This is a genomic window from Enterobacter cloacae complex sp. HYC074_NIDB (assembly GCF_056673345.1).
Genome location: NZ_CP114214.1, coordinates 3,551,002 through 3,576,758, shown reverse-complemented (window position 1 = coordinate 3,576,758; position 25,757 = coordinate 3,551,002). Strand labels below are relative to the sequence as shown.

At 53.8% G+C, this 25,757-nt stretch carries 21 protein-coding genes, 1 tRNA gene and 2 rRNA genes; 16 read left to right on the top strand and 8 right to left on the bottom strand.

Going from position 1 to position 25,757, the window contains the following annotated elements; all coding sequences use genetic code 11:
* The first annotated feature begins 63 nt into the window (after nt 1–63).
* The 5 genes from O1724_RS17290 to O1724_RS17270 all read left to right on the top strand — a co-directional run bounded on the left by O1724_RS17290 (nt 64) and on the right by O1724_RS17270 (nt 5,570).
* Nucleotides 64–139: transfer RNA gene (locus tag O1724_RS17290), tRNA-Glu, on the top strand.
* Nucleotides 140–321: 182 nt separating this feature from the next.
* Nucleotides 322–3,226: ribosomal RNA gene (locus O1724_RS17285) — 23S ribosomal RNA — on the top strand.
* 188 nt (nt 3,227–3,414) lie between these two features.
* A 5S ribosomal RNA gene (rrf, locus tag O1724_RS17280) occupies nt 3,415–3,530 on the top strand.
* Between the two features lie 128 nt (nt 3,531–3,658).
* A complete protein-coding gene (locus O1724_RS17275; RefSeq protein ID WP_006811623.1) occupies nt 3,659–4,111 on the top strand; it encodes a DUF4385 domain-containing protein in 453 nt (150 codons plus the stop codon).
* A gap of 151 nt (nt 4,112–4,262) precedes the next feature.
* Complete coding sequence (locus O1724_RS17270; protein WP_126296778.1) at nt 4,263–5,570, top strand: MFS family transporter; 1,308 nt, start codon at nt 4,263–4,265, stop codon at nt 5,568–5,570.
* Here the strand turns inward: O1724_RS17270 and O1724_RS17265 are convergent.
* From O1724_RS17265 to trxC, 5 genes are all read right to left on the bottom strand, one after another.
* Nucleotides 5,567–5,890 carry a YfiM family lipoprotein gene (locus O1724_RS17265; protein ID WP_003860739.1) on the bottom strand — a complete coding sequence of 108 codons (324 nt, stop codon included), beginning with the start codon at nt 5,888–5,890 and terminating at the stop codon, nt 5,567–5,569. The genes O1724_RS17270 and O1724_RS17265 overlap by 4 nt on opposite strands.
* A gap of 46 nt (nt 5,891–5,936) precedes the next feature.
* On the bottom strand, nt 5,937–7,292 hold the full coding sequence (pssA, locus tag O1724_RS17260; RefSeq protein WP_063944214.1) for a CDP-diacylglycerol--serine O-phosphatidyltransferase: 1,356 nt from the start codon (nt 7,290–7,292) through the stop codon (nt 5,937–5,939).
* Between the two features lie 109 nt (nt 7,293–7,401).
* Entirely contained in the window at nt 7,402–10,065 is a 2,664-nt protein-coding gene (locus tag O1724_RS17255; protein WP_022651672.1) for a bifunctional acetate--CoA ligase family protein/GNAT family N-acetyltransferase, read from the bottom strand.
* Between the two features lie 35 nt (nt 10,066–10,100).
* On the bottom strand, nt 10,101–10,799 hold the full coding sequence (tapT, locus tag O1724_RS17250; RefSeq protein WP_109949122.1) for a tRNA-uridine aminocarboxypropyltransferase: 699 nt from the start codon (nt 10,797–10,799) through the stop codon (nt 10,101–10,103).
* A gap of 70 nt (nt 10,800–10,869) precedes the next feature.
* Nucleotides 10,870–11,289 (bottom strand): thioredoxin TrxC, encoded by a 420-nt coding sequence (gene trxC, locus O1724_RS17245; RefSeq protein WP_003860733.1) that lies wholly within the window; start codon nt 11,287–11,289, stop codon nt 10,870–10,872.
* 204 nt (nt 11,290–11,493) lie between these two features.
* Between trxC and O1724_RS17240 the strand changes: the two genes are divergently transcribed.
* Nucleotides 11,494–12,579 carry a tRNA/rRNA methyltransferase gene (locus tag O1724_RS17240; RefSeq protein ID WP_022651671.1) on the top strand — a complete coding sequence of 362 codons (1,086 nt, stop codon included), beginning with the start codon at nt 11,494–11,496 and terminating at the stop codon, nt 12,577–12,579.
* Between the two features lie 39 nt (nt 12,580–12,618).
* Here the strand turns inward: O1724_RS17240 and ung are convergent, their stop codons facing one another.
* The gene (ung, locus tag O1724_RS17235; protein WP_003860729.1) at nt 12,619–13,308 is read right to left on the bottom strand and encodes a uracil-DNA glycosylase; all 690 of its coding nucleotides are present in this window, start codon (nt 13,306–13,308) and stop codon (nt 12,619–12,621) included.
* Nucleotides 13,309–13,622: 314 nt separating this feature from the next.
* Between ung and grcA the strand changes: the two genes are divergently transcribed.
* Nucleotides 13,623–14,006 (top strand): autonomous glycyl radical cofactor GrcA, encoded by a 384-nt coding sequence (gene grcA, locus O1724_RS17230; protein ID WP_003860727.1) that lies wholly within the window; start codon nt 13,623–13,625, stop codon nt 14,004–14,006.
* Between the two features lie 52 nt (nt 14,007–14,058).
* Here grcA and srmB read toward each other — a convergent pair whose 3' ends face one another.
* The gene (srmB, locus tag O1724_RS17225) at nt 14,059–15,387 is read right to left on the bottom strand and encodes an ATP-dependent RNA helicase SrmB (protein WP_003860725.1); all 1,329 of its coding nucleotides are present in this window, start codon (nt 15,385–15,387) and stop codon (nt 14,059–14,061) included.
* Between the two features lie 132 nt (nt 15,388–15,519).
* Here srmB and trmN point away from each other — a divergent pair, with 132 nt between their 5' ends.
* Complete coding sequence (trmN, locus tag O1724_RS17220) at nt 15,520–16,257, top strand: tRNA(1)(Val) (adenine(37)-N(6))-methyltransferase TrmN (RefSeq protein ID WP_003860724.1); 738 nt, start codon at nt 15,520–15,522, stop codon at nt 16,255–16,257.
* Here trmN and nadB read toward each other — a convergent pair.
* Nucleotides 16,242–17,861 (bottom strand): L-aspartate oxidase, encoded by a 1,620-nt coding sequence (nadB, locus tag O1724_RS17215; RefSeq protein ID WP_022651669.1) that lies wholly within the window; start codon nt 17,859–17,861, stop codon nt 16,242–16,244. The two genes, trmN and nadB, sit on opposite strands and share 16 nt — an antisense overlap.
* A gap of 425 nt (nt 17,862–18,286) precedes the next feature.
* Between nadB and rpoE the strand changes: the two genes are divergently transcribed.
* From rpoE to era, 8 genes are all read left to right on the top strand, one after another.
* Complete coding sequence (rpoE, locus tag O1724_RS17210) at nt 18,287–18,862, top strand: RNA polymerase sigma factor RpoE (RefSeq protein ID WP_006176728.1); 576 nt, start codon at nt 18,287–18,289, stop codon at nt 18,860–18,862.
* A 31-nt stretch (nt 18,863–18,893) separates the two neighbouring features.
* The gene (gene rseA, locus O1724_RS17205; protein WP_003860719.1) at nt 18,894–19,544 is read left to right on the top strand and encodes an anti-sigma-E factor RseA; all 651 of its coding nucleotides are present in this window, start codon (nt 18,894–18,896) and stop codon (nt 19,542–19,544) included.
* Nucleotides 19,544–20,497, top strand: a complete 954-nt coding sequence (gene rseB / locus O1724_RS17200) for a sigma-E factor regulatory protein RseB (protein WP_126296777.1) — start codon at nt 19,544–19,546, stop codon at nt 20,495–20,497. Before rseA ends, rseB begins: the two co-directional genes overlap by 1 nt.
* A complete protein-coding gene (gene rseC / locus O1724_RS17195) occupies nt 20,494–20,970 on the top strand; it encodes a SoxR-reducing system protein RseC (RefSeq protein ID WP_006811609.1) in 477 nt (158 codons plus the stop codon). The genes rseB and rseC overlap by 4 nt, the downstream gene beginning before the upstream one ends.
* A 185-nt stretch (nt 20,971–21,155) precedes the next feature.
* Nucleotides 21,156–22,961 (top strand): translation elongation factor 4, encoded by a 1,806-nt coding sequence (gene lepA / locus O1724_RS17190; protein ID WP_003860714.1) that lies wholly within the window; start codon nt 21,156–21,158, stop codon nt 22,959–22,961.
* Between the two features lie 15 nt (nt 22,962–22,976).
* A complete protein-coding gene (gene lepB / locus O1724_RS17185; protein WP_126296776.1) occupies nt 22,977–23,951 on the top strand; it encodes a signal peptidase I in 975 nt (324 codons plus the stop codon).
* Between the two features lie 223 nt (nt 23,952–24,174).
* Nucleotides 24,175–24,855 (top strand): ribonuclease III, encoded by a 681-nt coding sequence (gene rnc, locus O1724_RS17180; RefSeq protein ID WP_003860711.1) that lies wholly within the window; start codon nt 24,175–24,177, stop codon nt 24,853–24,855.
* Nucleotides 24,852–25,757, top strand: a complete 906-nt coding sequence (era, locus tag O1724_RS17175) for a GTPase Era (RefSeq protein WP_003860709.1) — start codon at nt 24,852–24,854, stop codon at nt 25,755–25,757. Before rnc ends, era begins: the two co-directional genes overlap by 4 nt.

The following is a 25,757-nucleotide window of genomic DNA, read 5'->3' as shown; positions in this document are numbered from 1 at the left end:
AGTGCTCACACAGATTGTCTGATGAAAAGTAAATAGCAAGGCGTCTTGCGATTGAGACTGTACGTCCCCTTCGTCTAGAGGCCCAGGACACCGCCCTTTCACGGCGGTAACAGGGGTTCGAATCCCCTAGGGGACGCCACTTGCTGGTTCGTGAGTGAAAGTCACCTGCCGTCATATCTCAAAACTGACTTGCGAGTCACGTTTGAGATATTTGCTCTTTAAAAATCTGGATCAAGCTGAAAATTGAAACGACACACAGCTCATGTGTGTTCGAGTCTCTCAAATTTTCGCAATCAGAAGTGAAACATCTTCGGGTTGTGAGGTTAAGCGACTAAGCGTACACGGTGGATGCCCTGGCAGTCAGAGGCGATGAAGGACGTGCTAATCTGCGAAAAGCGCCGGCGAGGTGATATGAACCCTTGACCCGGCGATGTCCGAATGGGGAAACCCAGTGTGTTCCGACACACTATCGTTAACTGAATACATAGGTTAACGAGGCGAACCGGGGGAACTGAAACATCTAAGTACCCCGAGGAAAAGAAATCAACCGAGATTCCCCCAGTAGCGGCGAGCGAACGGGGAGCAGCCCGGAGTCTGAATCAGCTTGTGTGTTAGTGGAACGGTCTGGAAAGTCCGACGGTACAGGGTGATAGTCCCGTACACGAAAATGCACAGGTTGTGAACTCGAAGAGTAGGGCGGGACACGTGGTATCCTGTCTGAATATGGGGGGACCATCCTCCAAGGCTAAATACTCCTGACTGACCGATAGTGAACCAGTACCGTGAGGGAAAGGCGAAAAGAACCCCGGCGAGGGGAGTGAAAAAGAACCTGAAACCGTGTACGTACAAGCAGTGGGAGCCTCTTTATGGGGTGACTGCGTACCTTTTGTATAATGGGTCAGCGACTTATATTCTGTAGCAAGGTTAACCGTATAGGGGAGCCGAAGGGAAACCGAGTCTTAACTGGGCGTTAAGTTGCAGGGTATAGACCCGAAACCCGGTGATCTAGCCATGGGCAGGTTGAAGGTTGGGTAACACTAACTGGAGGACCGAACCGACTAATGTTGAAAAATTAGCGGATGACCTGTGGCTGGGGGTGAAAGGCCAATCAAACCGGGAGATAGCTGGTTCTCCCCGAAAGCTATTTAGGTAGCGCCTCGTGAATTCATCTTCGGGGGTAGAGCACTGTTTCGGCTAGGGGGCCATCCCGGCTTACCAACCCGATGCAAACTACGAATACCGAAGAATGTTATCACGGGAGACACACGGCGGGTGCTAACGTCCGTCGTGAAGAGGGAAACAACCCAGACCGCCAGCTAAGGTCCCAAAGTCATGGTTAAGTGGGAAACGATGTGGGAAGGCACAGACAGCCAGGATGTTGGCTTAGAAGCAGCCATCATTTAAAGAAAGCGTAATAGCTCACTGGTCGAGTCGGCCTGCGCGGAAGATGTAACGGGGCTAAACCATGCACCGAAGCTGCGGCAGCGACACTATGTGTTGTTGGGTAGGGGAGCGTTCTGTAAGCCGTTGAAGGTGTGCTGTGAGGCATGCTGGAGGTATCAGAAGTGCGAATGCTGACATAAGTAACGATAAAGCGGGTGAAAAGCCCGCTCGCCGGAAGACCAAGGGTTCCTGTCCAACGTTAATCGGGGCAGGGTGAGTCGACCCCTAAGGCGAGGCCGAAAGGCGTAGTCGATGGGAAACAGGTTAATATTCCTGTACTTGGTGTTACTGCGAAGGGGGGACGGAGAAGGCTATGTCAGCCGGGCGACGGTTGTCCCGGTTTAAGCATGTAGGCGGAGGTTCCAGGTAAATCCGGTACCTTGTTAACGCTGAGGTGTGATGACGAGGCACTACGGTGCTGAAGTGATAAATGCCCTGCTTCCAGGAAAAGCCTCTAAGCATCAGGTAACACGAAATCGTACCCCAAACCGACACAGGTGGTCAGGTAGAGAATACCAAGGCGCTTGAGAGAACTCGGGTGAAGGAACTAGGCAAAATGGTGCCGTAACTTCGGGAGAAGGCACGCTGATAGGTAGGTGAAGTCCCTGCGGACGGAGCTGAAATCAGTCGAAGATACCAGCTGGCTGCAACTGTTTATTAAAAACACAGCACTGTGCAAACACGAAAGTGGACGTATACGGTGTGACGCCTGCCCGGTGCCGGAAGGTTAATTGATGGGGTTAGCGGCAACGCGAAGCTCTTGATCGAAGCCCCGGTAAACGGCGGCCGTAACTATAACGGTCCTAAGGTAGCGAAATTCCTTGTCGGGTAAGTTCCGACCTGCACGAATGGCGTAATGATGGCCAGGCTGTCTCCACCCGAGACTCAGTGAAATTGAACTCGCTGTGAAGATGCAGTGTACCCGCGGCAAGACGGAAAGACCCCGTGAACCTTTACTATAGCTTGACACTGAACACTGGTCCTTGATGTGTAGGATAGGTGGGAGGCTTTGAAGCGTGGACGCCAGTCTGCGTGGAGCCATCCTTGAAATACCACCCTTTAATGGCTGGTGTTCTAACGTAGACCCGTGATCCGGGTTGCGGACAGTGTCTGGTGGGTAGTTTGACTGGGGCGGTCTCCTCCCAAAGAGTAACGGAGGAGCACGAAGGTTGGCTAATCCTGGTCGGACATCAGGAGGTTAGTGCAATGGCATAAGCCAGCTTGACTGCGAGCGTGACGGCGCGAGCAGGTGCGAAAGCAGGTCATAGTGATCCGGTGGTTCTGAATGGAAGGGCCATCGCTCAACGGATAAAAGGTACTCCGGGGATAACAGGCTGATACCGCCCAAGAGTTCATATCGACGGCGGTGTTTGGCACCTCGATGTCGGCTCATCACATCCTGGGGCTGAAGTAGGTCCCAAGGGTATGGCTGTTCGCCATTTAAAGTGGTACGCGAGCTGGGTTTAGAACGTCGTGAGACAGTTCGGTCCCTATCTGCCGTGGGCGCTGGAGAATTGAGGGGGGCTGCTCCTAGTACGAGAGGACCGGAGTGGACGCATCACTGGTGTTCGGGTTGTCATGCCAATGGCACTGCCCGGTAGCTAAATGCGGAAGAGATAAGTGCTGAAAGCATCTAAGCACGAAACTTGCCCCGAGATGAGTTCTCCCTGAGACCTTGAGTCTCCTGAAGGAACGTTGAAGACGACGACGTTGATAGGTCGGGTGTGTAAGCGCAGCGATGCGTTGAGCTAACCGATACTAATGAACCGTGAGGCTTAACCTTACAACGCCGAAGATGTTTTGGCGAAGAGACAGAATTTTCAGCTTAGATTCAGAGTCCGAAGGATTTTGCGCTGAGACAAGGCGGCAAACGAAGGAAAGGAAGGAGCATACTGAGGTATGTGACTGACTTTACGAGAGCAGCCAACGCAGTATCAGTGCGAAAGACACAGGACAGAGCACAAGAATTTGCCTGGCGGCTGTAGCGCGGTGGTCCCACCTGACCCCATGCCGAACTCAGAAGTGAAACGCCGTAGCGCCGATGGTAGTGTGGGGTCTCCCCATGTGAGAGTAGGGAACTGCCAGGCATCAAACAAGAAAAACCCCGTACCGTAAGGTACGGGGTTTTTTGCTTTGGGCGCGGAAAACATGCCGGATGGCGGCTTCCCCTTATCCGGCCTACAATTGTTAAAACAATTTTAACAATGGTGCCGCTTTGACTCGTCCCTTTGATTATCAACAAGATTTTGCCAATATTAATTTTCGCGAACATCCCGAACGGTATCAGGTGGGCCGGGGTGAGCAGGGCGTATTGATGGTCGAGCCTTATAAAAGCGAAATCCTTCCACACTGGCGTTATAAAAATGCTGAAGTCGCAGCGCGTTCGGCAGAAGAGATCTACGCCCTCTTTGAAGAGTACCGCAGGAATAACGATTTTGTAGGTATGGATATGGCGCGTAAATTCATACAGATGGGATACACCCGTGCCCGGCGATACGCCAATCATAAAGGCGGAAAAAAGTATGATGAGAAGCGCCAGGTCAAACCCCTCGATCACGATCCAGTAAAAGCAGAGGCCGCTGCGGTATTCAAAACGTGGTGGGATAAAATTCGTGCCGATGAAGATTATTTGCAGCGAAAAAAGGCTCACCAGCAAGCGTGGGGATAATTACTACGTCCGCTAATAATTCGATACCTGATCGAGTTCACAAAATCCAATGAAACATATTGGAAACATTTTATTTACCTAACGATTCGTTTTAAATCCGGTTTTACTGTTTGTGGGCAATGGCCCGCAATGTGAGACAGGGGATTTTAAAATGACAGAAACCGTAGCCAGTGCAGATACGGATAACACAAGTTTAGCAGGCAAGGATACTCGCCGTCGGGTTTGGGCAATTGTTGGAGCCTCATCGGGGAACCTTGTAGAGTGGTTTGATTTTTACGTCTATTCATTCTGTTCACTCTACTTTGCGCATATCTTTTTCCCATCAGGGAACACCACAACGCAGCTTCTGCAAACCGCAGGCGTTTTTGCCGCCGGGTTCCTGATGCGTCCCATTGGCGGATGGCTGTTCGGCAGGATCGCGGACAGGAAAGGGCGCAAGACATCCATGCTCATCTCTGTGTGCATGATGTGCGTCGGCTCGCTGGTGATTGCCTGCTTGCCCGGATATGACACAATCGGAACATGGGCACCGGCGTTGCTGTTGCTGGCACGTCTGTTCCAGGGGCTGTCAGTGGGTGGCGAATACGGCACCAGCGCGACATACATGAGCGAAGTGGCTGTTGAAGGGCGCAAAGGTTTCTATGCATCATTCCAGTATGTAACCCTCATTGGCGGACAGCTACTGGCGTTACTGGTTGTGGTGATCCTTCAACAAATCCTTAGCGATGAAGATTTACGCGCCTGGGGCTGGCGCATCCCGTTTGCCCTGGGGGCCGCCCTGGCGGTTGTGGCGCTGTGGTTACGCCGTCAGCTTGATGAAACCTCCCAGCAGGAGGTCAGGGCGCTGAAAGAAGCCGGTTCGATGAAAGGGTTGTGGCGTAACCGCAAAGCATTTTTGATGGTACTAGGCTTTACCGCCGCAGGCTCGCTAAGCTTCTATACCTTCACCACCTATATGCAAAAATATCTGGTCAACACGACGGGCATGCATGCTAACGTTGCGAGTGTCGTCATGACGGTGGCGTTACTGGTCTTTATGCTCATCCAGCCGATTGTTGGCGCGTTGTCGGACAAAATAGGTCGCCGCACCTCCATGCTGATCTTTGGTGGCATGCTCACCCTGGGGACTGTTCCGCTTTTGACGGCGCTACAGCATACAACCTCTCCGTATGCCGCTTTCGCTTTGATTATGGTGGCACTTATTATTATTAGTTTTTACACGGCAATCAGTGGCATTTTGAAAGCGGAAATGTTTCCCGCACAGGTGAGGGCGCTGGGCGTAGGCCTCTCTTATGCGGTCGCTAACGCCCTGTTTGGCGGATCAGCAGAATATGTCGCGCTATCCCTAAAGTCATGGGGCAGTGAAACGACCTTCTTCTGGTATGTCACCATCATGGGGGTGCTGGCGTTTATTGTCTCCCTGATGCTGCATCGTAAAGGAAAAGGGATCCGCCTTTAATAATGCGCCATCTGCCAGACGGCGTAGCCGGTTGTTGCCCCGGCTACGTCCCAGGCAAAATCTTTCCAGCTCCAGCCGCTTCCCGAGGGGCGGCTATCCCAAAGTTCTTTTGATGCCCCCAGGCTGATGGAGAACATCAGGCCCATTGTGGCACTTCGATCCCGGCTATACCCCTGGTGCAGCGCATACTCATTACCCGCAGCGGACAACATTGCAGACGCCAGAAAGTGTTGAGCTTTATCCTGACCCGACCAGTTATCATTAGCCATATGGCTGCAACCGGTCAGGAAAAGAGGGATTATCAGGAAAGGCGTACGCATTAACAGACTCCATAAAAAAAGCCCCGTCGATGACAGGGCCCGTGTATTACAGAATGCGGCTGATGAGGCGGTCGATACGGATCCGACGTAGACGGCGAATCAGCTTGCGAACTTTCACCGGATAATCAGCGATGCTTTGCAGATCGCGATAATGACGAACCACGGTGGTATGCGTGCGTATAAGCTCCAGCTCACGATCGCGTTTCGCGGCTAACGCATGCTGAGGATCATGAATAAGGATGGCGTTTTCCAGATCCAGACGCCAGGCGCGTGGGTTCAGGTTATTACCGGTCAGCAGCATCCACTCGTCATCCACCCACATCCCTTTGAGGTGATAGCTGTTGTCTTCATCTTTCCAGAGACGCACAACCAGCTGGTCCGTGTTCACATAGTACTGTAAACGGCTCAGGAAGCGGCGCAGGTTAATCTCATAGAGATAAGGCAGTGCGCCGATGATCTTGAAAGGCTGATCTTCCGGAATGAAAAAGTCATTTGCCGTTTTATCCCCGACAATGATTTCCACCTTTTTACCATCACGCAGCAGCTGAATGATATTACGCACCAGAACGGCGGGAAGGTTGAAGTACGGGGTGCAGATGGTGAGCTTATGCTCAGCGCACGGCATCAAATGAAAGATGGTCTTGTTCAGCAGGCTGGATTTTCCCAGGCCTACCAGAGGCGTAACGGACAGTTCTTCATTACTGGCATCACCCTGAAAACGATAAACCGCATCGCGCAGTTCCTGGCGGAAGGAGCGAACGTCGTTTTTGATTTCCGGGCTTTTCGGGCGATGAGGATCGTCAAGACGGTGCACACCCCGACCATGAACCAGGTTTTTATCAACCCAGTTGAACATGATGTCAGCCATCTGCGGATTGCGGATCAGATGGTAGCGATCGTAGCGGTATTTATCGAGCTGATGGAGATACACATCATTCAGGCTGGCGCCGCTATAAAGGACGCTGTCATCAATGATAAATCCTTTAAAATGAAGAACGCCAAGCGCTTCACGGGTATTCACCGGTACGCCATACACCGGTATATCAATCCCCGGATTTTCCAGGGCCGTGCGGCAATACCAGTCAGCATTGGTATTCGAGGCAGCCGCACCAATACGGCCACGCTGAGCACGGTGCCAGTCAACCAGCACGCGAACATCCAGTTCCGGACGCTGACGTTTCGCTTCATAGAGCGCGTTCAGGATCGCACGCCCACCTTCATCTTGTTCAAGATAGAGCGCCACAATGCAAATACGTCGCGTAGCGCTGGCAATCTTTTCAAGAAGCGTCTCCCGGAAATGAGCGGGAGCATAAAAGAACTCTACATCATCAACTGACTGAGAAATCTTCGGTAGTTGAGCAAGGTGTTGTTGATGTTTATTACGCTTAAATTTTGACAACATCACAGTGCGTTTCTTCTCTGTTCATTGAAGGGTTGTCTGTACCAGGCAAACAACATAAGCGGACAATGATACCCCAGTGCCGGTAAAAGTGGGTAACATTTCCAGCAGCTTACTCTTGTTTATCCGTCGAAGTCAGGCTGAGGGACAGAGAGACAATGCCTTCATCCAGCTGGATATCAACGTCAAAACCGAGCTTCCGCGCCAGGGTCACCATACCCCGATTGTTTGGCATAGTAATGCCATTCAGGCGTGACAATCCGTGATCGCGCGTATAACCAATGAGTTTTTCGAGCAGCCGTCTGCCCAACCCCAAACCCTTAAGATCGGAACGCACCAGTACGGCAAACTCGGCATCCACGTTATCCGGGTCGGAAATAGCGCGCGTCACGCCGAGGATCTCCTCTCCCGCTCCGGAACGGCGGACCGCCACAATCGCCATTTCTCGATCGTAGTCGATCTGGGTCATATTGGCTAAATCGTCATGGGTAAATTCATTGATTTCGCTGAAATAGCGATAGTACAAATCTTCCTTCGTCACCTGCGAGATGAACGCCCGCAGCAGCGGCTCGTCTTCCGGCAGGATAGGGCGAAACAGCGCCCGCTCCCCATTTTTCATCTCCACCCACTCTTCCAGATGAAGAGGATAAGGACGAATGGCGAGACGGCTTTCCGGGTCACCGATATAGGGCGCAATATCCAGCGTCACGTCCAGGGCGGTAAATTCATTTCCGGAGGCAAGAAGGGGGTGAATATCCAGGCGCTGGATCTCCGCACAGTCAACAATGAGGTTGGAGACCTTCACCAGAAACTGGCTTAATCCGGCGATATCAAGCGGCCGCAGAGCGCTTCTCCCGCGGATTTTTTTGCTTTTGATGGCCTGAATAATTAAATAACGCGCCAGGTTCATGTTCAGAGGGGGAAGCGCGACAACCGCCTGTTCTTCTGGCCGCCACTCAACGCCGCCTTCACCCAGCATAATGAGCGGACCAAAAACCGGATCGTGTTCGACAACCACGCGCAGCTCCTGCGCACCCGCACGGTTGGCCATGCTCTGCACCAGCAGGCCGTGGATCCTGGCCTGTGGCCACGTCATTTTTACGCGATCGATAATGGCATCCGCGGCCTGTTGTACTTCTGTCGCGGTGCGCAGATACAGCATGACGCCCTGCACATCCGATTTGTGCGGAATATCGGGAGAGCGCAGCTTCAGCGCGACCGGATAACCAATCTGCTCAGCAATATGTACCGCCTCAGCGCTGTCGCCGGCAATCCAGGTGGGCAGGGTTTGCATTCCATAACTGCCAAGAATGGGTTGTACCTCATGTGTATCAAGAGAAGTGGCGCCCTCTTCGATGGCCTGCTGCAAAAGCCTGTGCACATCCACCGAATTTGCGGTGAGATTGCCCGGCAGGGCAGGCGTTTCACGCAGCTGCTTCTGGTTGCGGCGGTATTCAACCATATGCATAAACGCGGTAATGGTGCCCTCTGGGGTACGGTAGGTTGGCAACCCGGCTTCACTAAACAGACGCCGTGCCTCCTGCGAGGAGAATTCGCCGCACCAGTTGGTCAGCAGGGTAACGTATTTACCGCGGGGATGGTTTCGGACCGCCTCAATCAGCGCACGCGCACTTTCGCTGCCTGGCGCAACCGCGCTGGGCGAATGGATAATCATCAGCGCATCAAAGTCCTGGCTATCCAGCAAAATCGTGATCGCCTTAATGTAACGATCGCTGCTGGCATCATCGCGCAAATCGAGGGGATTATCGGGAACAACGCTTCCCGGTAACGCATCCCGCAGGCGCTGCAGCGTCTCTTCACCCAGCGTGGCCAGCTTGCCGTTGCGTAGCCAGAGCTCGTCCAGCGCCAGGGCGGCGGGAGCTGCACCGTTGCTGACAATCATCAGCTTTTCACCGCGCAGGGGGCGCATGTGGCTTAACGTTTCGACGGCGGAAAAAAGCTCGTGCGTATCCTGTACCCGCAGTAAACCGGCGCGCTGGATCGCTGCATCCCATGCGGGATCCATCCCGGAACGGGAATGTAGCAGGCGCTGAGCCGCGGGGCTGCGCCCGCTTTTGATGACCAGTATCGGTTTATTTCGCGATGCGCTACGCGACGCCGATACAAAACGACGGGCGTCGCTCAGGTGTTCAAGGTAGAGCAGGATAGCGCTGGTTTTGCTGTCACGCGCCAGGAAATCCAACAGCTCATCGACGTCAATGTCCAGGCTGTCGCCGAGGGCAATGAAATAGGAAAAGCCCATCTCACGCTGCTGCGCCCAGTCGAGGATGGTATTGGATACCGCTGCCGACTGTGAAATAAAGGCCAGTTTGCCTTTACGGATCGGAACCGGGGAAAAACTGGCATTCAGCCCTTGCCAGGGCGCAAGCAGACCGAGGCTATTTGGACCAAGAATGCGCATCTGGTAGCGGCTGGCGCAGGCCAGCAGTTCGGGCTGCTGTTCAGGAGGCGAGGAAAGAATAATGCAGGTTTTACAGCCTTTCTGACCGAGCGACTCAAGCAATTCGAGGTTTCGTTTCGCATGCGTACAGAGCACGGCGAGGTCGGGAACAAACGGTAAACTTTGCACGTCCGGCCACGCCAGCACCCCCTGTACCGCCTTATAAGCGGGCGTAACGGGCATGACCGGGCCGTTAAATCCGCCAGCCAGCAGATTGCGCATCATCAGATACCCTGCGCGGTCCGGTTTCATCGAGGCGCCAATAACGGCAATGGATTTCGGACGGAGTAGCGCTTCTAACCCTCTCTGGCTCATGCAGGCCTCCTGTGAATGCAAGCGACCTGATGATTTTAAACGCTTTCTGCCTCAGTTGCTGTGACACTACCCTTATGAACGGTTTTTCCCGCAAGATAACGTTCGCGGAAGCAGGAGAAGTGACTGCCCAGCGCGCCGGCCGCCTGGGTATCGCCCGCCAGATCCAGTAGCGCTATGGCGACTTCAGCGGTGCAATATTGACCTTCGGCATGCGCTTCACGCAAGCGATAGGCCGAAACACGCGACAGATCGACGGAAATCACCGGCAGCGCATCAAGATAAGGGCTTTTGCGAAACATCTTTCTTGCTTCGGTCCAGGTGCCGTCGAGCATAATAAACAGCGGCGGCTTACCGGATGGTGGCGCCGTAAGTACCTGACGTTGTTCGCCTGCATATGATGCCGGGAAAACGACCATGGGCTGATAGTCCGGGCTTGCCACCAGGTCGAGCAGAGCCTGAGGTGGCTCAGTGCGCGACCACTGAAACGCTGCGGTGTTGGGTAGAATATCGGCGATCAAACGCCCTGTGTTGCTGGGCTTCATCGGTTCGGTATCGAACATGACCAGACAAAAGCGGCTTTTCGCCTCGCTCGGCGCAAGCGTTTCGCACAGACACACTTTCAGCGGTAAAAGGCAGCGCTGGCAGCGGCGAATACGATTGCCTCGGGCCAGAAAAGGGCGGGTGGCGCGCGCAAGGCGCTCGGCGCGTAATTGAAGTACAGCGTTATCAGTCATGGGCGAAAAGGCAGGAAAAACCCCATTTTCGCAGAGGAGAGAACGGGGCACAAGATATGCCCCGCGAATGTTACAGGGATTCGTTTAACCAGCTGTCGAAAGGCGCTTTTGGTACTGCACCATTGAGCATGTCGATCACTTCACCATTTTTGAAAATCATAATGGTTGGAATGCTGCGAATGCGAAAACGGGCGCTGAGTTCACGTTCCGCTTCGGTATTCACTTTGACAAAACGCATTTTCCCGCTGCGCTCTTCAGCCACGTCTTCGAAGATGGGCGCAAAGTTACGGCAGGGGCCGCACCACGGTGCCCAGAAATCGACCACAACAGGCAGATCGTCCTTGAGGAGTTTGTCCAGCGTAGCACCCGTCGCGTTAATGACATCGCCATCAAATAATTCGTGGCCACAACGCCCGCATTTCGCACCGTCATCCATCCGATCGTCCGGAATGCGGTTTAAAGCCTGACAGTTGGCACATACGGTATTCATAACTAACCTCTGATAGAGCCGTGGAACAACGGCAGAACGCCGATAATGTTTCTGATATGTTACATATTATCAGTGAGCCTGTATGAAACGACAACGCGTTTTATTCAATGGGAACAATAGTCACAGGCTTTTGTACGAAATTATGGCTATGAGCTTGCACATCGGGTAATCTGCGCGCTTCGCGCAGCGCTGGTGGAGAAAAGCATGAACGACGAAATGAAAAACAAAAGCGGCAAGGTCAAAGTGATGTATGTCCGCAGTGATGATGACTCTGATAAACGCACCCAAAATCCGCGTACCGGAAAAGGTGGCGGGCGTCCGGCGTCTTCTCGTGCAGACGGTGGCCGTCGCCCCGCCCGCGATGACAGAAATAACCGCGGCGATGACCGCAAACGTGATGACCGTAAGCGTGACGATCGCAAACGCGATGATTTTGTCCGCGACGGTGGATCGCCATGGCGTACCGTTTCTCGCGCGCCCGGTGAAGAGACTACCGAAAAAGCCGATCACGGCGGTATCAGCGGAAAAAGCTTTATCGATCCGGAAGTGCTGCGTCGTCAGCGTGCGGAAGAGACCCGTGTCTACGGTGAGAACGCCTGTCAGGCCCTGTTCCAGAGCCGCCCGGAGTGTATCGTTCGTGCATGGTTTATCCAGAGCGTGACCCCGCGCTTTAAAGAAGCGCTGCGCTGGATGGCGGCGAACCGCAAAGCCTACCACGTGGTTGACGATGCCGAGCTGACAAAAGCGTCCGGTACAGAACACCACGGCGGCGTCTGCTTCCTGATCAAAAAACGTAACGGCACTACCGTGCAGCAGTGGGTTAGCCAGGCGGATGCCGATGACTGCGTACTGGCGCTGGAAGATGTAGGTAACCCGCATAACCTGGGCGCTATGATGCGTAGCTGCGCGCACTTTGGCGTGAAAGGCGTTCTGTTGCAGGATGCCGCGCTGCTGGAATCCGGTGCGGCGATTCGTACTGCGGAAGGTGGTGCAGAGCACGTTCAGCCGATCACCGGCGACAGCGTGCTGGAAGCCCTGGAGCAATTCCGTAAAGCGGGCTACACCATTGTCACCACCTCAAGCCGTGCCGCTACGCCGTTGTTTAAAGCGACGTTGCCGCGCAAAATGGTGCTGGTGTTAGGTCAGGAGCGCGATGGTCTGTCTGATGCGGCACTCTCCAGCGCTGACCTGAGCGTCTCTATCGACGGCACTGGCAACGTTGAAAGCCTGAACGTATCCGTTGCGACCGGCGTGCTGCTGGCGGAATGGTGGCGTCAGAACAAGGCATAAGCCTTTTATGTGCCGGGCCTGACCCGGCACATTCAAACCCTACTCGCTCTCTGCCGGTAACACTGGCATCCAGTCAATCGGCTTTTCGCCACGCTTTTCCAGCCACTCATTCGTCAGAACAAAATGATTACTGCCAAAGAAACCACGATGCGCAGACAGCGGCGACGGGTGCGGCGCCTTCAGCACGTGATGACGCTGACGATCGATAATCGCCCCTTTCTTTTGGGCATGCGAACCCCAGAGTAAAAACACGACGCCTTCACGATGCTCATTGATCAGGCTGATAACCTTATCGGTAAAGGTTTCCCATCCCAGACTGGCGTGGGAGTGTGCCTGACCCGCCCGGACAGTTAATACGGTATTCAGCAACAGCACGCCCTGGCGCGCCCAGCTTTCCAGATAACCGTGATTAGGGCGGGTGAAACCCGGAATCGTTCCTTCCAGCTCTTTATACATATTCAGCAGAGAAGGTGGGATGGCCACGCCCGGACGCACGGAAAATGCCAGTCCGTGAGCCTGCCCGGGGCCGTGGTACGGATCCTGCCCCAGGATAACCACCTTTACATCGCTCAGTTCGGTGTAGCGGAAGGCGTTAAACACATCTTTCTGCGGCGGATAAATTGTCTGGCCGGCCTGCCGTTCAGCCGCAACGGTACTGAGGGTATTTATAAAATAGGGCTGCTGCTTCTCTTCAGCCAGCACGTCATGCCAGGTTAAAGGTGTTGTCATCTCGCTCTCCTGCGAATCTCATTCTGTGTCTAGCTTACCTGTTAAACCCCAACGAGCAAAATTACCCGCGGAAAAGCAGGCTAAGTGACTCAATTTATGTTGAAACCAGGCAGGATAAGTTGAATTAGTAACCCTTTAAAATTGATCTAAAACAAAAAATACAGACCACACTCTTTGTGTGGTTAGTGGTTTTGTTGATTTAAATCAATAAATCACCCGGGTCTGAATGTTATATATACACACAACAAACAATGGTTTTACCAATTGGCCGCAAAAGGCCAGCATCAGTTAATGTAGCCTAAGGGAGGCAACACATGATTACAGGTATCCAGATTACTAAAGCTGCAAATGACGATCTGCTGAACTCTTTCTGGCTGCTGGACAGCGAGAAAAACGAAGCGCGCTGTGTAGTAGCGAAAGCAGGTTTTGCGGAAGACGAAATCGTTCCGGTGAGCAAACTGGGCGAAATTGAATACCGTGAAATTCCAATGCAAGTGCAGCCAGAAGTACGCGTGGAAGGTGGTCAGCACCTGAACGTTAACGTCCTGCGTCGCGAAACGCTGATGGATGCCGTTGAGCACCCGGAAAAATACCCGCAGCTGACCATCCGTGTGTCTGGCTATGCGGTGCGTTTCAACTCTCTGACCCCGGAACAGCAGCGCGACGTTATCGCACGTACCTTTACTGAAAGCCTGTAAGGTTTCAGCTTTGGGGGTGGAATAAAAAAGCCGGGAATGTCCCGGCTTTTTTTTACTCTTCCGTTTTTGTCTCTGACGCAGCAGAGCTTGGCTTACGGCGCTTACCAATATTTTTGGTATCGCGGTGGCGCTGTTTAACGCGCGGCTTCTCTTTTTCTTTCTCTTTTCTCTCAGCACGTTTCGCGAGCGCTTTCTTGGACGGTTTACCCGTCATTTTTTCACTCGGCGCACGTGTGGTCGGACGAAGTCCGTCAATCACGCGAGCTTTCAGCGGCTCCTCAACGTAGCGGCCAATTTTCTGTAGCAGCAAATGGTCGTGCGCTTCTACCAGAGAGATAGCAATACCTTTGCGGCCCGCACGGCCGGTACGACCAATACGGTGCAGGTAAGTATCACCGCTGCGCGGCATATCAAAGTTGATCACGTGGCTCACGTCCGGGATGTCGATCCCGCGCGCGGCAACGTCGGTGGCAACCAGCACATTCACGCGGCCATCGGTCAGGCGCTTAATCCCTTCGGTACGCTTAACCTGCGCCATTTCACCTTCGAGATAGCAGTTGTTGATACCGGCATTGCGCAGCATTTCTGCCAGTTCATGCACGCGCTCACGTTTGCGTACGAATACGATGGTACGGGTTGCCTCTTCCTGCTTCAGCAGGTGTTTCAACAACTCAACCTTATGCTCAAGGTTATCTGCGCGGTAGTACCACTGGTGGATCTTCTTACGCTCACGGGTCGATGGCGTAGCGGACACTTCCACCGGATCTTCCAGCAGACGTTCGGCGAAATCTTTAATGGCATCCCCTTCAAGGGTTGCCGAGAACAGCATTGTCTGGTTACGCCAGCGCGTTTCACCCGCGATGTGTTCGATGTCTTGGGCAAAGCCCATGTCCAGCATGCGGTCAGCTTCATCGAGAATCAGCGTTTCCACTGCGCGGCAGTCGAAGTTCTCTTCTTTTATGTATTGCAGCAGACGGCCTGTCGTCGCGACAACGATATCCTGGTTTTCGCTGAACACTTCGGCGTGGTTCATATACGCTACGCCGCCGGTGATGGTCGCGATATCCAGATGGGTGTTCGCCGCCAGCTCACGCGCGTGTTCGGCAACCTGCATCGCCAGTTCACGGGTCGGGGTCAGGATCAAAATGCGCGGCGGGCCTGATTTTTTACGCGGAAAGTCGAGCAAATGCTGCAACACAGGCAGCAAGTAGGCTGCTGTCTTCCCCGTGCCGGTTGGCGCAGAACCGAGCACATCGCGGCCCTCAAGCGCAGGCGGAATGGCCGCGGCCTGAATGGCGGTCGGGCGTGTAAAGCCTTTGCTCTCAAGGGCATTGAGCAGGCTTTCATCGAGTTCAAGTTCGGAAAAAGTCGTTACAGTCATGTTCTACCTCTGTGTGGGGCGCTGATTATAGACGTTACGGCTGTAATCTTCATCTGTTTGTATGGATATCGCTTTTCGACCACTTCGCTTTCCCCTATGCTACTCCAGTTTCACTCAGAAGGTTGCCCTGACATGTCTCAACTCAAAGCGCAGTTGCGCCGCGATGGTTTTACTTTTAAACAGTTTTTTGTGGCGCACGATCGTTGTGCGATGAAAGTCGGTACAGACGGTATTTTACTGGGGGCATGGGCTCCTGTCGCAGGTGTAAAACGCATTCTGGATATTGGTACGGGCAGCGGACTTCAGGCGCTGATGCTGGCGCAGCGAACGGAAGAACACGTCACGATCGATGCCGTTGAGCTTGATCCTCAGGCGGCCCGGCAGGCAAGTGAAAACGCTGCCGACTCTCCGTGGGCAGAACGCATCAGGGTAGAATGCGCCGATGTCCTGACCTGGGCGCCGGAGCAGACCGCGCGTTACGATTTGATTGTCAGCAATCCGCCGTATTTCACGCCAGGCGTGGAATGTGGCACGCCGGAACGCGAGCAGGCACGTTACACCGGCTCGCTCGATCACAAGGCGCTACTGACCAGTGCGGCGGAGCTCATCTCGGAAGAGGGATTTTTCTGCGTGGTCTTGCCTGAAAGCACGGGTAATACCTTCATTGAGATCGCACATGAGATCGGCTGGAATCTGCGTCTTCGTACCGATATTTCGGATACGGAAGGACGCTTACCGCACCGCGTGTTGCTGGCACTCTCGCCGAAAGAGGGCGAGTGCTTTATCGACAGGATGGTCATTCGTGGGCCAGACCAGCGTTATTCCGAAGATTACACAGCTCTGACCCAGGCCTTTTATCTTTTTATGTGAACCTGCGGCGTCAACACCGACGGCCCGGACGTTTCAAGCGGTTCGGGATAGTCCAGCGTATAATGCAGGCCACGGCTCTCTTTGCGCATCATTGCACAGCGCACAATCAGCTCGGCAACCTGCACAAGGTTGCGCAGCTCCAGCAGATTATTAGAAACGCGGAAGTTGGCGTAATATTCATCGATTTCCTGCTGCAACATCATGATGCGGCGTAACGCGCGTTCCAGACGCTTCGTTGTACGTACAATCCCGACATAATCCCACATGAAAAGCCGCAGCTCGTGCCAGTTATGCTGGATTACCACCAGTTCGTCCGGGTTTTCTACCCGACTTTCATCCCATGCCGGCAAGTGTGTTGTCGGACGTGCATAGGGCATGCGTTTGGTAATATCTTCCGCAGCCGACCACCCATACACCAGACACTCCAGCAGCGAGTTTGAGGCCATGCGATTCGCACCATGCAGGCCGGTATAGCTGACCTCGCCGATCGCATACAAACCATCCACGTCGGTACGACCATGATCGTCAACCATCACCCCGCCACAGGTATAGTGGGCGGCAGGTACAATCGGCACCGGATCGCGGGTTAGATCAATACCCAGACTCAGCAGCTTTTCATAAATCATCGGGAAGTGCTGGCGAATAAAGTCTGCCGGTTTATGGCTAATGTCCAGATACATACAGTCCACGCCAAGCCGCTTCATCTCGTGGTCAATGGCGCGGGCCACGATATCCCGCGGTGCCAGTTCACCTCGGGGGTCGAAGTCCGGCATAAACCTGGAACCGTCCGGACGCTTCAGATACGCGCCTTCGCCACGCAACGCTTCAGTTAACAGGAAGTTACGCGCCTGCGGGTGGAACAGGGCGGTAGGATGGAACTGGTTAAACTCCAGATTCGCCACGCGGCAACCTGCGCGCCAGGCCATGGCGATACCGTCTCCGGAGGCGATATCCGGGTTAGTCGTGTACTGGTAAACCTTGGAGGCGCCGCCGGTGGCCAGCACAACGGCTTTTGCCTGGCAGGTTTCCACCTTCTCTTTATTCCGATTCCACACCCATGCGCCGACAACACGGCGCGTGCCGGGCAGGCCAATTTTATCGGAAATAATCAGGTCGACGGCGTTGCTGCGCTCCAGTACCCGAATATTGGGATGGCTGAGGGCTTTGCTGACCAGCGTGGTTTCAACCGCTTTTCCGGTTGCATCAGCAGCGTGCAGAATACGGCGGTGGCTGTGCCCGCCTTCACGGGTCAGGTGATAGCTCTCTTCACCATTAGGCTGAACCTGCGTATCAAACAGCACGCCCTGATCGATAAGCCATTGCACGCAGTGGCGGGCATTGCTGGCGACAAACTCTGCGGCATGCTCATCCACGATCCCGGCACCGGCAATCAGGGTGTCTTCTACGTGCGAGGCAATGCTATCCGTTTCATCAAACACCGCGGCAATACCGCCTTGTGCATAGAAGGTGGAACCTTCGCTCATCGGCCCTTTACTCAGCACGATTACGTTCTGATGTTCCGCCAGGCGCAGTGCGAGGGAGAGGCCGGCAGCACCGCTGCCAATGATCAGTACATCACAATGAAGTTCAGGCGTCGTGTTCATGATGTTTGTTTAATTTACTAAACATGGTGTGGGGAGAATAGCATTGCGATGCGAGATATCGCACGTTTTTTTTGAGGTGTGTTGCAATGACTAAACGGAATCCCGGAGGTTAAATCTGCGCTAAATGGCCGGAAATATTTTGCGAAGCAGATCGTTAGCTTCAGATTTTGTGGTGAAATAAAGCCTGTGTTGCGTTACTCTTCTGACGATAAAGTTAATGATTCTTGTCAGAAAGCGGGTGCGTATCGTGAACAGACTTATAATGAGAGAAAATGAATGGTCTGCGGCGCGATGAACAAAAACAAAGGCGTTACGGAACTTATTGAAGAACAGACACTCTAATTCGGTGCTTGCTCAAAGTGCAATGTTGTTAGAGTGGCGTTTCGATAACGCGTGGAATTTGGTTTGGGGAGACATTACCTCGGATGAGCGAGCAGTTAACGGACCAGGTCCTGGTTGAACGGGTCCAGAAGGGAGATCAGAAAGCTTTTAACCTACTGGTGGTGCGCTACCAGCATAAGGTAGCGAGTCTGGTTTCCCGCTATGTACCCTCAGGCGATGTTCCTGATGTTGTACAAGAGTCTTTTATTAAGGCCTATCGCGCGCTGGATTCATTCCGGGGGGATAGTGCTTTTTATACCTGGCTGTATCGTATTGCAGTCAATACGGCTAAGAATTATTTGGTTGCTCAGGGCCGGCGTCCGCCTTCAAGTGATGTTGACGCTATCGACGCAGAAAACTTCGAAAGTGGCGGCGCGCTGAAAGAAATTTCGAACCCTGAGAACTTAATGTTGTCAGAAGAACTGAGACAAATCGTTTTTCGCACGATCGAGTCGCTCCCGGAAGATTTACGCATGGCAATTACGTTACGGGAGCTGGATGGCCTAAGCTATGAAGAGATAGCCGCCATCATGGATTGTCCGGTCGGCACGGTTCGTTCACGAATTTTCCGTGCGCGAGAAGCCATTGATAATAAAGTTCAACCGCTTATCAGGCGTTGACGATAGCGGGATACTGGAAAAGGTATTAGGCATGCAGAAAGAAAAACTTTCCGCTTTAATGGATGGTGAAACGCTGGATAATGAGCTGCTCGATGAGTTGTCTCATTCTCCCGAAATGCAACAGACCTGGGAGAGCTATCATCTTATCCGCGACACGCTGCGCGGTGATACCAGTGAGGTTCTCCATTTCGATATCTCAGCACGCGTTATGGCGGCCATTGAGAACGAACCTGTTCATCAGACCACGCCGCTGATTCCTGAAGCGCAGCCTGCACCTCACCAGTGGCAGAAAATGCCGTTCTGGCACAAGGTGCGTCCATGGGCCAGCCAGCTCACCCAGATGGGGGTCGCTGCGTGCGTATCGCTTGCAGTTATCGTTGGGGTCCAGCACTATAACACTCAGTCTGAAGCCAATCAGCAACCTGAAGCGCCAGTGTTTAATACGCTGCCGATGATGGGTAAAGCCAGCCCGGTTAGCCTGGGCGTACCGGCAGATGCCTCCGCAAGCGGCGGACAGCAACAGCAGGTACAGGAGCAGCGCCGTCGCATTAATGCGATGTTGCAGGATTACGAGTTGCAGCGCCGTCTGCACTCCGAGCAGCTTCAGTTTGAGCAGGCCCAAACCCAGCAGGCTGCTGTGCAGGTGCCAGGAAACCAAACTTTAGGAACGCAATCGCAGTAATGAAGCAACTTTGGTTCGCCATGTCTTTGATGGCGGGTAGCCTGTTCTTCTCTGCTAACGCCTCGGCTGATGTTTCATCCGGGGCGTTGTTGCAGCAAATGAATCTGGCCAGCCAGTCACTCAATTACGAGTTGGCATTTATCAGCATCAATAAGCAGGGTGTCGAATCGTTACGCTATCGCCACGCCCGCCTTGATAACCAGCCGCTCGCCCAGCTTTTACAGATGGATGGCCCGCGTCGGGAAGTGGTCCAGCGTGGGAATGAAATCAGCTATTTCGAGCCTGGCCTTGAGCCGTTTACGCTCAATGGTGACTACATCGTTGACTCCCTGCCGTCGCTCATTTACACCGATTTTAAACGTCTCGCCCCCTACTATGATTTTATCTCGGTGGGGCGAACGCGTATTGCCGACAGGCTGTGCGAAGTGATCCGCGTTGTTGCGCGGGATGGGACGCGTTACAGCTATATCGTCTGGATTGACGCAGAGACGAAGCTGCCGATGCGCGTTGATCTGCTCGATCGCGACGGTGAAACGCTGGAGCAGTTCCGTGTGATCTCCTTTGACGTAAACAATCAGGTCGGCAACAGCATGCAGAATCTGGCCAAAGCCAGCCTGCCGCCTTTGCTTTCCGTGCCTGCCGGCGATTCTGTCAATTTTAACTGGGTACCATCCTGGATCCCGCAAGGGTTCAGCGAAGTTTCCAGCAGTCGTCGCCAGCTGCCTACTATCGAAACTCCGGTTGAGTCGCGACTCTATTCCGATGGGCTGTTTAGCTTCTCGGTGAATATTAATCGCGCTACGGCGAACAGTTCCGAACAGATGCTCCGTACCGGTCGCCGGACGGTCAGCACGACGGTGCGCGATAATGCGGAAATTACCATTGTCGGTGAATTACCGCCGCCAACGGCAAAACGTATTTCCGACAGCATTAAATTCAGGGCTGCGCAATGATTAAAGAGTGGGCCACGGTCGTATCCTGGCAGGATGGCGTAGCGCTTGTTAGCTGTGACGTTAAAGCATCATGCAGCAGTTGCGCTTCGCGAGCCGGTTGCGGCAGCCGCGTGTTGAATAAGCTGGGGCCGCAAACGTCGCACACTATTGCTGTGCCGAGCGATCAGCCGCTGGTGGCAGGGCAAAAAGTGGAGCTGGGCATCGCTGAAGGTAGCCTGCTCACTTCCGCCATGCTGGTTTACCTTTCTCCGCTGGCAGGTCTGTTCGTGATGGGCGGGGTTTTCCAGATGCTGTTCGGCACAGATTTGGCCGCCATGTGCGGGGCCGCGTTGGGCGGCGTGGGCGGGTTCTGGCTTGCTAAAGGCGTTTCCCCAAGGCTTGCCGCCCGGGAAGCGTGGCAGCCCGTTATCCTCAGCGTTGCACTGGCACCCGACCAACTTCGTGTTGAGACGCTCTCTTCTGAGGCCCGGTGATCTGCCGGGCTTTATTATTATTTACATCGCAATAAAGAAAACGCCGTCTCTTCGCGCTATACCTGGCTCTAAGTGCAGTTCCAGCTGACGAGGATGTAGTGTAGAATGCTGCGTTTTCGCACTGAAAAACGTCAGGCTAAGAACAGCGGCCTCCAGGAATTCGTAAGGCATAATTATTTAACTATATGAAGAACATACGTAACTTTTCGATCATTGCTCACATTGACCACGGTAAGTCGACGCTGTCTGACCGTATTATCCAGATTTGCGGTGGCCTGTCTGATCGTGAAATGGCAGCCCAGGTTCTGGACTCCATGGACCTGGAACGCGAACGCGGTATTACCATCAAAGCGCAGAGCGTGACGCTCGACTATAAAGCTTCCGATGGTGAAACCTATCAACTGAACTTTATCGACACCCCAGGGCACGTTGACTTCTCTTATGAAGTGTCACGCTCGCTGGCGGCCTGCGAAGGCGCGCTGCTGGTGGTGGATGCCGGACAGGGCGTAGAGGCCCAGACGCTGGCAAACTGCTACACCGCCATGGAAATGGATCTCGAAGTGGTGCCGGTTCTGAATAAAATCGACCTGCCAGCCGCCGATCCTGAGCGCGTAGCGGAAGAGATTGAAGACATCGTCGGTATTGATGCGACCGATGCAGTGCGCTGCTCGGCGAAAACCGGCGTCGGCGTTCCGGATGTACTGGAACGTCTGGTGCGTGATATTCCGCCGCCGGAAGGTGACCCGGATGCGCCGCTACAGGCGCTGATCATCGACTCCTGGTTTGATAACTACCTCGGCGTTGTTTCGCTGGTGCGTATTAAAAACGGCACCATGCGTAAAGGCGACAAAATCAAGGTCATGAGCACCGGCCAGGTCTACAACGCTGACCGTCTGGGCATCTTCACGCCAAAACAGGTTGACCGTACCGAGCTGAAATGCGGCGAAGTGGGCTGGCTGGTCTGTGCCATTAAAGACATCCTCGGCGCGCCGGTGGGTGATACCCTGACCGGTGCACGTAACCCGGCAGATAAAGCGCTGCCAGGCTTCAAAAAGGTGAAACCGCAGGTTTATGCGGGTCTGTTCCCGGTCAGCTCTGACGATTACGAAAACTTCCGCGATGCGCTCGGAAAGCTGAGCCTCAACGATGCCTCCCTGTTCTACGAGCCAGAAAGCTCAACGGCGCTGGGCTTCGGCTTCCGCTGTGGCTTCCTCGGTCTGCTGCACATGGAGATCATTCAGGAACGTCTGGAGCGTGAATACGATCTGGATCTGATCACCACCGCCCCGACGGTTGTCTACGAAGTAGAAACCACGTCGAAAGAGGTGATCTACGTCGACAGCCCGTCCAAGCTCCCGCCGCTGAATAATATTCAGGAACTGCGCGAGCCTATCGCAGAGTGTCACATGCTGCTGCCGCAGGAGTTCCTCGGCAACGTGATCACCCTGTGTATTGAGAAGCGTGGCGTGCAGACCAACATGGTTTACCACGGTAACCAGGTGGCGCTGACCTATGAAATTCCGATGGCGGAAGTAGTGCTCGACTTCTTCGACCGTCTGAAGTCTACCTCCCGTGGCTATGCGTCGCTGGACTACAACTTCAAACGCTTCCAGGCCTCGAACATGGTTCGCGTGGATGTACTGATCAACGGCGAGCGTGTTGATGCCCTGGCGCTGATCACCCACAACGATAACGCACCGTACCGTGGTCGTGAGCTGGTTGAGAAGATGAAAGATCTCATCCCGCGTCAGCAGTTTGACATTGCGATTCAGGCGGCCATTGGTAACCACATCATTGCCCGTTCAACCGTGAAGCAGCTACGTAAAAACGTTCTGGCTAAGTGCTATGGCGGCGACGTCAGCCGTAAGAAAAAGCTGTTGCAGAAGCAGAAAGAAGGTAAGAAGCGTATGAAGCAGGTCGGTAACGTTGAGCTGCCGCAGGAAGCATTCCTTGCCATCCTTCATGTTGGTAAAGACGGTAACGGTAAATAACCTTAAGGAGTTGGCATGGCGAACATGTTTGCCCTGATCCTGGTCATCGCTACCCTGGTGACAGGTCTGTTGTGGTGCCTGGATAAGTTTATCTTCGCCCCAAAACGCCGTGAACGTCAGGCTGCCGCGCAGGCAGCCACGGGCGATGCGCTGGACGCGAAAACCCTGAAAAAAGTCGGCCCAAAACCGGGTTGGCTGGAAACAGGGGCATCGGTATTCCCGGTGCTGGCGATTGTGCTGGTGGTGCGTTCTTTTATCTATGAACCGTTCCAGATCCCGTCAGGATCGATGATGCCAACGCTGCTGATCGGTGATTTCATTCTGGTTGAGAAGTTTGCCTATGGCATCAAAGATCCGATCTACCAGAAAACGCTGATCGAAACGGGTCATCCGAAACGTGGCGACATCGTGGTGTTTAAATATCCGGAAGATCCACGGCTGGATTATATTAAACGCGCGGTAGGTCTGCCGGGCGATAAAGTGACCTACGATCCGGTGGCGAAAGAGGTGACCATTCAGCCAGGCTGTAGCTCTGGAACTGCATGTGAAAATGCGCTGCCAGTCACTTACTCCAACGTTGAGCCAAGTGATTTTGTGCAGACCTTTGCCCGCCGTAACGGCGGTGAAGCGACCAGCGGATTCTTCCAGGTGCCAAAAGGTGAAACCAAAGAGAACGGTATTCGTCTGGTTGAACGGAAAGAGACGCTGGGCGATGTCACTCACCGCATTCTGACCGTGCCAATCGCAGAGGATCAACTGGCAATGTACTACCAGCAGCCAGGCCAACAGCTGGCGACCTGGATTGTGCCGCCGGGACATTACTTCATGATGGGTGACAACCGCGATAACTCTGCGGACAGCCGTTACTGGGGCTTTGTGCCGGAAGCGAATCTGGTCGGTAAAGCAACCGCTATCTGGATGAGTTTTGAGAAGCAGGAAGGCGAGTGGCCGACCGGCGTTCGCCTGAATCGTATTGGCGGAATTCATTAATTTTCGTCAAAAATAACACGTAGCGGCTTTTATTCGCCGCTACGTGAATTATTTCAGCGATAAATCTCTTTGAACTAACGACATCCCCTGTCGTTGTGTATAGAATATTCCCCCGAAGTTTAAGGTTGGCCCTGCAAGGGTGCCACGGCACACGAAACCGCGTTGGTTTTCTCAGGTCGGTTTCGTGTGCTGCATTTTTGACGCATTCATTTATTGGTATCGCATGAACCCCATCGTAATTAATCGGCTTCAACGGAAGCTGGGCTACACTTTTCATCATCAGGAGTTGTTGCAACAGGCATTAACCCATCGCAGTGCCAGCAGCAAACATAATGAGCGTCTCGAGTTTTTAGGCGACTCTATTTTAAGTTTCGTGATTGCAAATGCGCTTTATCATCGTTTTCCGCGTGTGGACGAAGGTGATATGAGCCGCATGCGCGCCACGCTGGTGCGCGGCAATACCCTCGCTGAAATCGCACGCGAGTTTGAGCTGGGTGAATGTCTGCGTCTGGGGCCAGGTGAGCTGAAAAGTGGTGGTTTCCGTCGTGAATCCATCCTTGCCGATACGGTCGAGGCATTGATCGGTGGCGTGTTCCTGGACAGCGATATACAGACCGTAGAAAAGCTGATCCTGAACTGGTATCAGACCCGCCTGGACGAAATCAGCCCGGGCGATAAACAAAAAGATCCTAAAACGCGTCTGCAAGAATATTTGCAGGGTCGTCATCTGCCGCTGCCATCCTATCTGGTGGTGCAGGTACGTGGCGAAGCGCACGATCAGGAATTTACCATCCATTGCCAGGTCAGTGGCCTGAGTGAACCGGTGGTCGGCACGGGTTCAAGCCGTCGTAAGGCTGAACAGGCTGCCGCCGAACAGGCGTTAAAAATGCTGGAGCTGGAATGAGCATCGACAAAACCTATTGCGGATTTATTGCCATCGTCGGACGTCCGAACGTTGGCAAATCCACCCTGCTGAATAATCTGCTTGGGCAGAAGATTTCTATCACCTCGCGTAAGGCGCAGACCACGCGTCACCGCATCGTCGGTATCCATACTGAAGGCGCGTATCAGGCGATTTACGTCGATACCCCGGGCCTGCACATGGAAGAGAAGCGCGCCATCAACCGTCTGATGAACAAGGCGGCGAGCAGCTCCATTGGCGACGTAGAGCTGGTGATTTTCGTTGTGGAAGGCACCCGCTGGACGCCGGACGACGAAATGGTCCTGAACAAGCTGCGCGACGGCAAAACGCCGGTGATCCTTGCGGTCAATAAAGTGGACAATGTGCAGGAAAAAGCCGATCTGCTGCCGCACCTGCAATGGCTGGGCAGCCAGATGAACTTCCTGGACATCGTCCCGCTGTCTGCGGAGACGGGTCTGAACGTTGATACCATCGCGGGCATCGTGCGCAAGCATCTGCCGGAAGCGACTCATCACTTCCCTGAGGACTACATCACCGATCGCTCTCAGCGTTTTATGGCGTCTGAAATCATCCGTGAGAAGCTGATGCGTTTCCTGGGCGCTGAACTGCCGTACTCTGTGACGGTGGAGATCGAGCGTTTCCAGAGCAACGAGCGCGGCGGTTACGATATTAACGGTCTGATCCTCGTTGAGCGTGAAGGGCAGAAGAAGATGGTGATCGGTAATAAAGGCGCCAAGATCAAAACTATCGGAATCGAAGCCCGTAAAGACATGCAGGACATGTTTGAAGCACCGGTTCACCTGGAACTGTGGGTGAAAGTGAAATCTGGCTGGGCCGATGATGAGCGTGCGCTGCGCAGCCTCGGTTACGGCGAAGATCAGTAA

Coding starts and splice junctions, on each gene's coding strand:
- O1724_RS17270 (WP_126296778.1), top strand. CDS start 4,263: ATGACAGAAACCGTAGCCAGTGCAGATACGGATAACACAAGTTTAGCA.
- O1724_RS17265 (WP_003860739.1), bottom strand. CDS start 5,890: ATGCGTACGCCTTTCCTGATAATCCCTCTTTTCCTGACCGGTTGCAGC.
- pssA (WP_063944214.1), bottom strand. CDS start 7,292: ATGTTGTCAAAATTTAAGCGTAATAAACATCAACAACACCTTGCTCAA.
- O1724_RS17255 (WP_022651672.1), bottom strand. CDS start 10,065: ATGAGCCAGAGAGGGTTAGAAGCGCTACTCCGTCCGAAATCCATTGCC.
- tapT (WP_109949122.1), bottom strand. CDS start 10,799: ATGACTGATAACGCTGTACTTCAATTACGCGCCGAGCGCCTTGCGCGC.
- trxC (WP_003860733.1), bottom strand. CDS start 11,289: ATGAATACCGTATGTGCCAACTGTCAGGCTTTAAACCGCATTCCGGAC.
- O1724_RS17240 (WP_022651671.1), top strand. CDS start 11,494: ATGAACGACGAAATGAAAAACAAAAGCGGCAAGGTCAAAGTGATGTAT.
- ung (WP_003860729.1), bottom strand. CDS start 13,308: ATGACAACACCTTTAACCTGGCATGACGTGCTGGCTGAAGAGAAGCAG.
- grcA (WP_003860727.1), top strand. CDS start 13,623: ATGATTACAGGTATCCAGATTACTAAAGCTGCAAATGACGATCTGCTG.
- srmB (WP_003860725.1), bottom strand. CDS start 15,387: ATGACTGTAACGACTTTTTCCGAACTTGAACTCGATGAAAGCCTGCTC.
- trmN (WP_003860724.1), top strand. CDS start 15,520: ATGTCTCAACTCAAAGCGCAGTTGCGCCGCGATGGTTTTACTTTTAAA.
- nadB (WP_022651669.1), bottom strand. CDS start 17,861: ATGAACACGACGCCTGAACTTCATTGTGATGTACTGATCATTGGCAGC.
- rpoE (WP_006176728.1), top strand. CDS start 18,287: ATGAGCGAGCAGTTAACGGACCAGGTCCTGGTTGAACGGGTCCAGAAG.
- rseA (WP_003860719.1), top strand. CDS start 18,894: ATGCAGAAAGAAAAACTTTCCGCTTTAATGGATGGTGAAACGCTGGAT.
- rseB (WP_126296777.1), top strand. CDS start 19,544: ATGAAGCAACTTTGGTTCGCCATGTCTTTGATGGCGGGTAGCCTGTTC.
- rseC (WP_006811609.1), top strand. CDS start 20,494: ATGATTAAAGAGTGGGCCACGGTCGTATCCTGGCAGGATGGCGTAGCG.
- lepA (WP_003860714.1), top strand. CDS start 21,156: ATGAAGAACATACGTAACTTTTCGATCATTGCTCACATTGACCACGGT.
- lepB (WP_126296776.1), top strand. CDS start 22,977: ATGGCGAACATGTTTGCCCTGATCCTGGTCATCGCTACCCTGGTGACA.
- rnc (WP_003860711.1), top strand. CDS start 24,175: ATGAACCCCATCGTAATTAATCGGCTTCAACGGAAGCTGGGCTACACT.
- era (WP_003860709.1), top strand. CDS start 24,852: ATGAGCATCGACAAAACCTATTGCGGATTTATTGCCATCGTCGGACGT.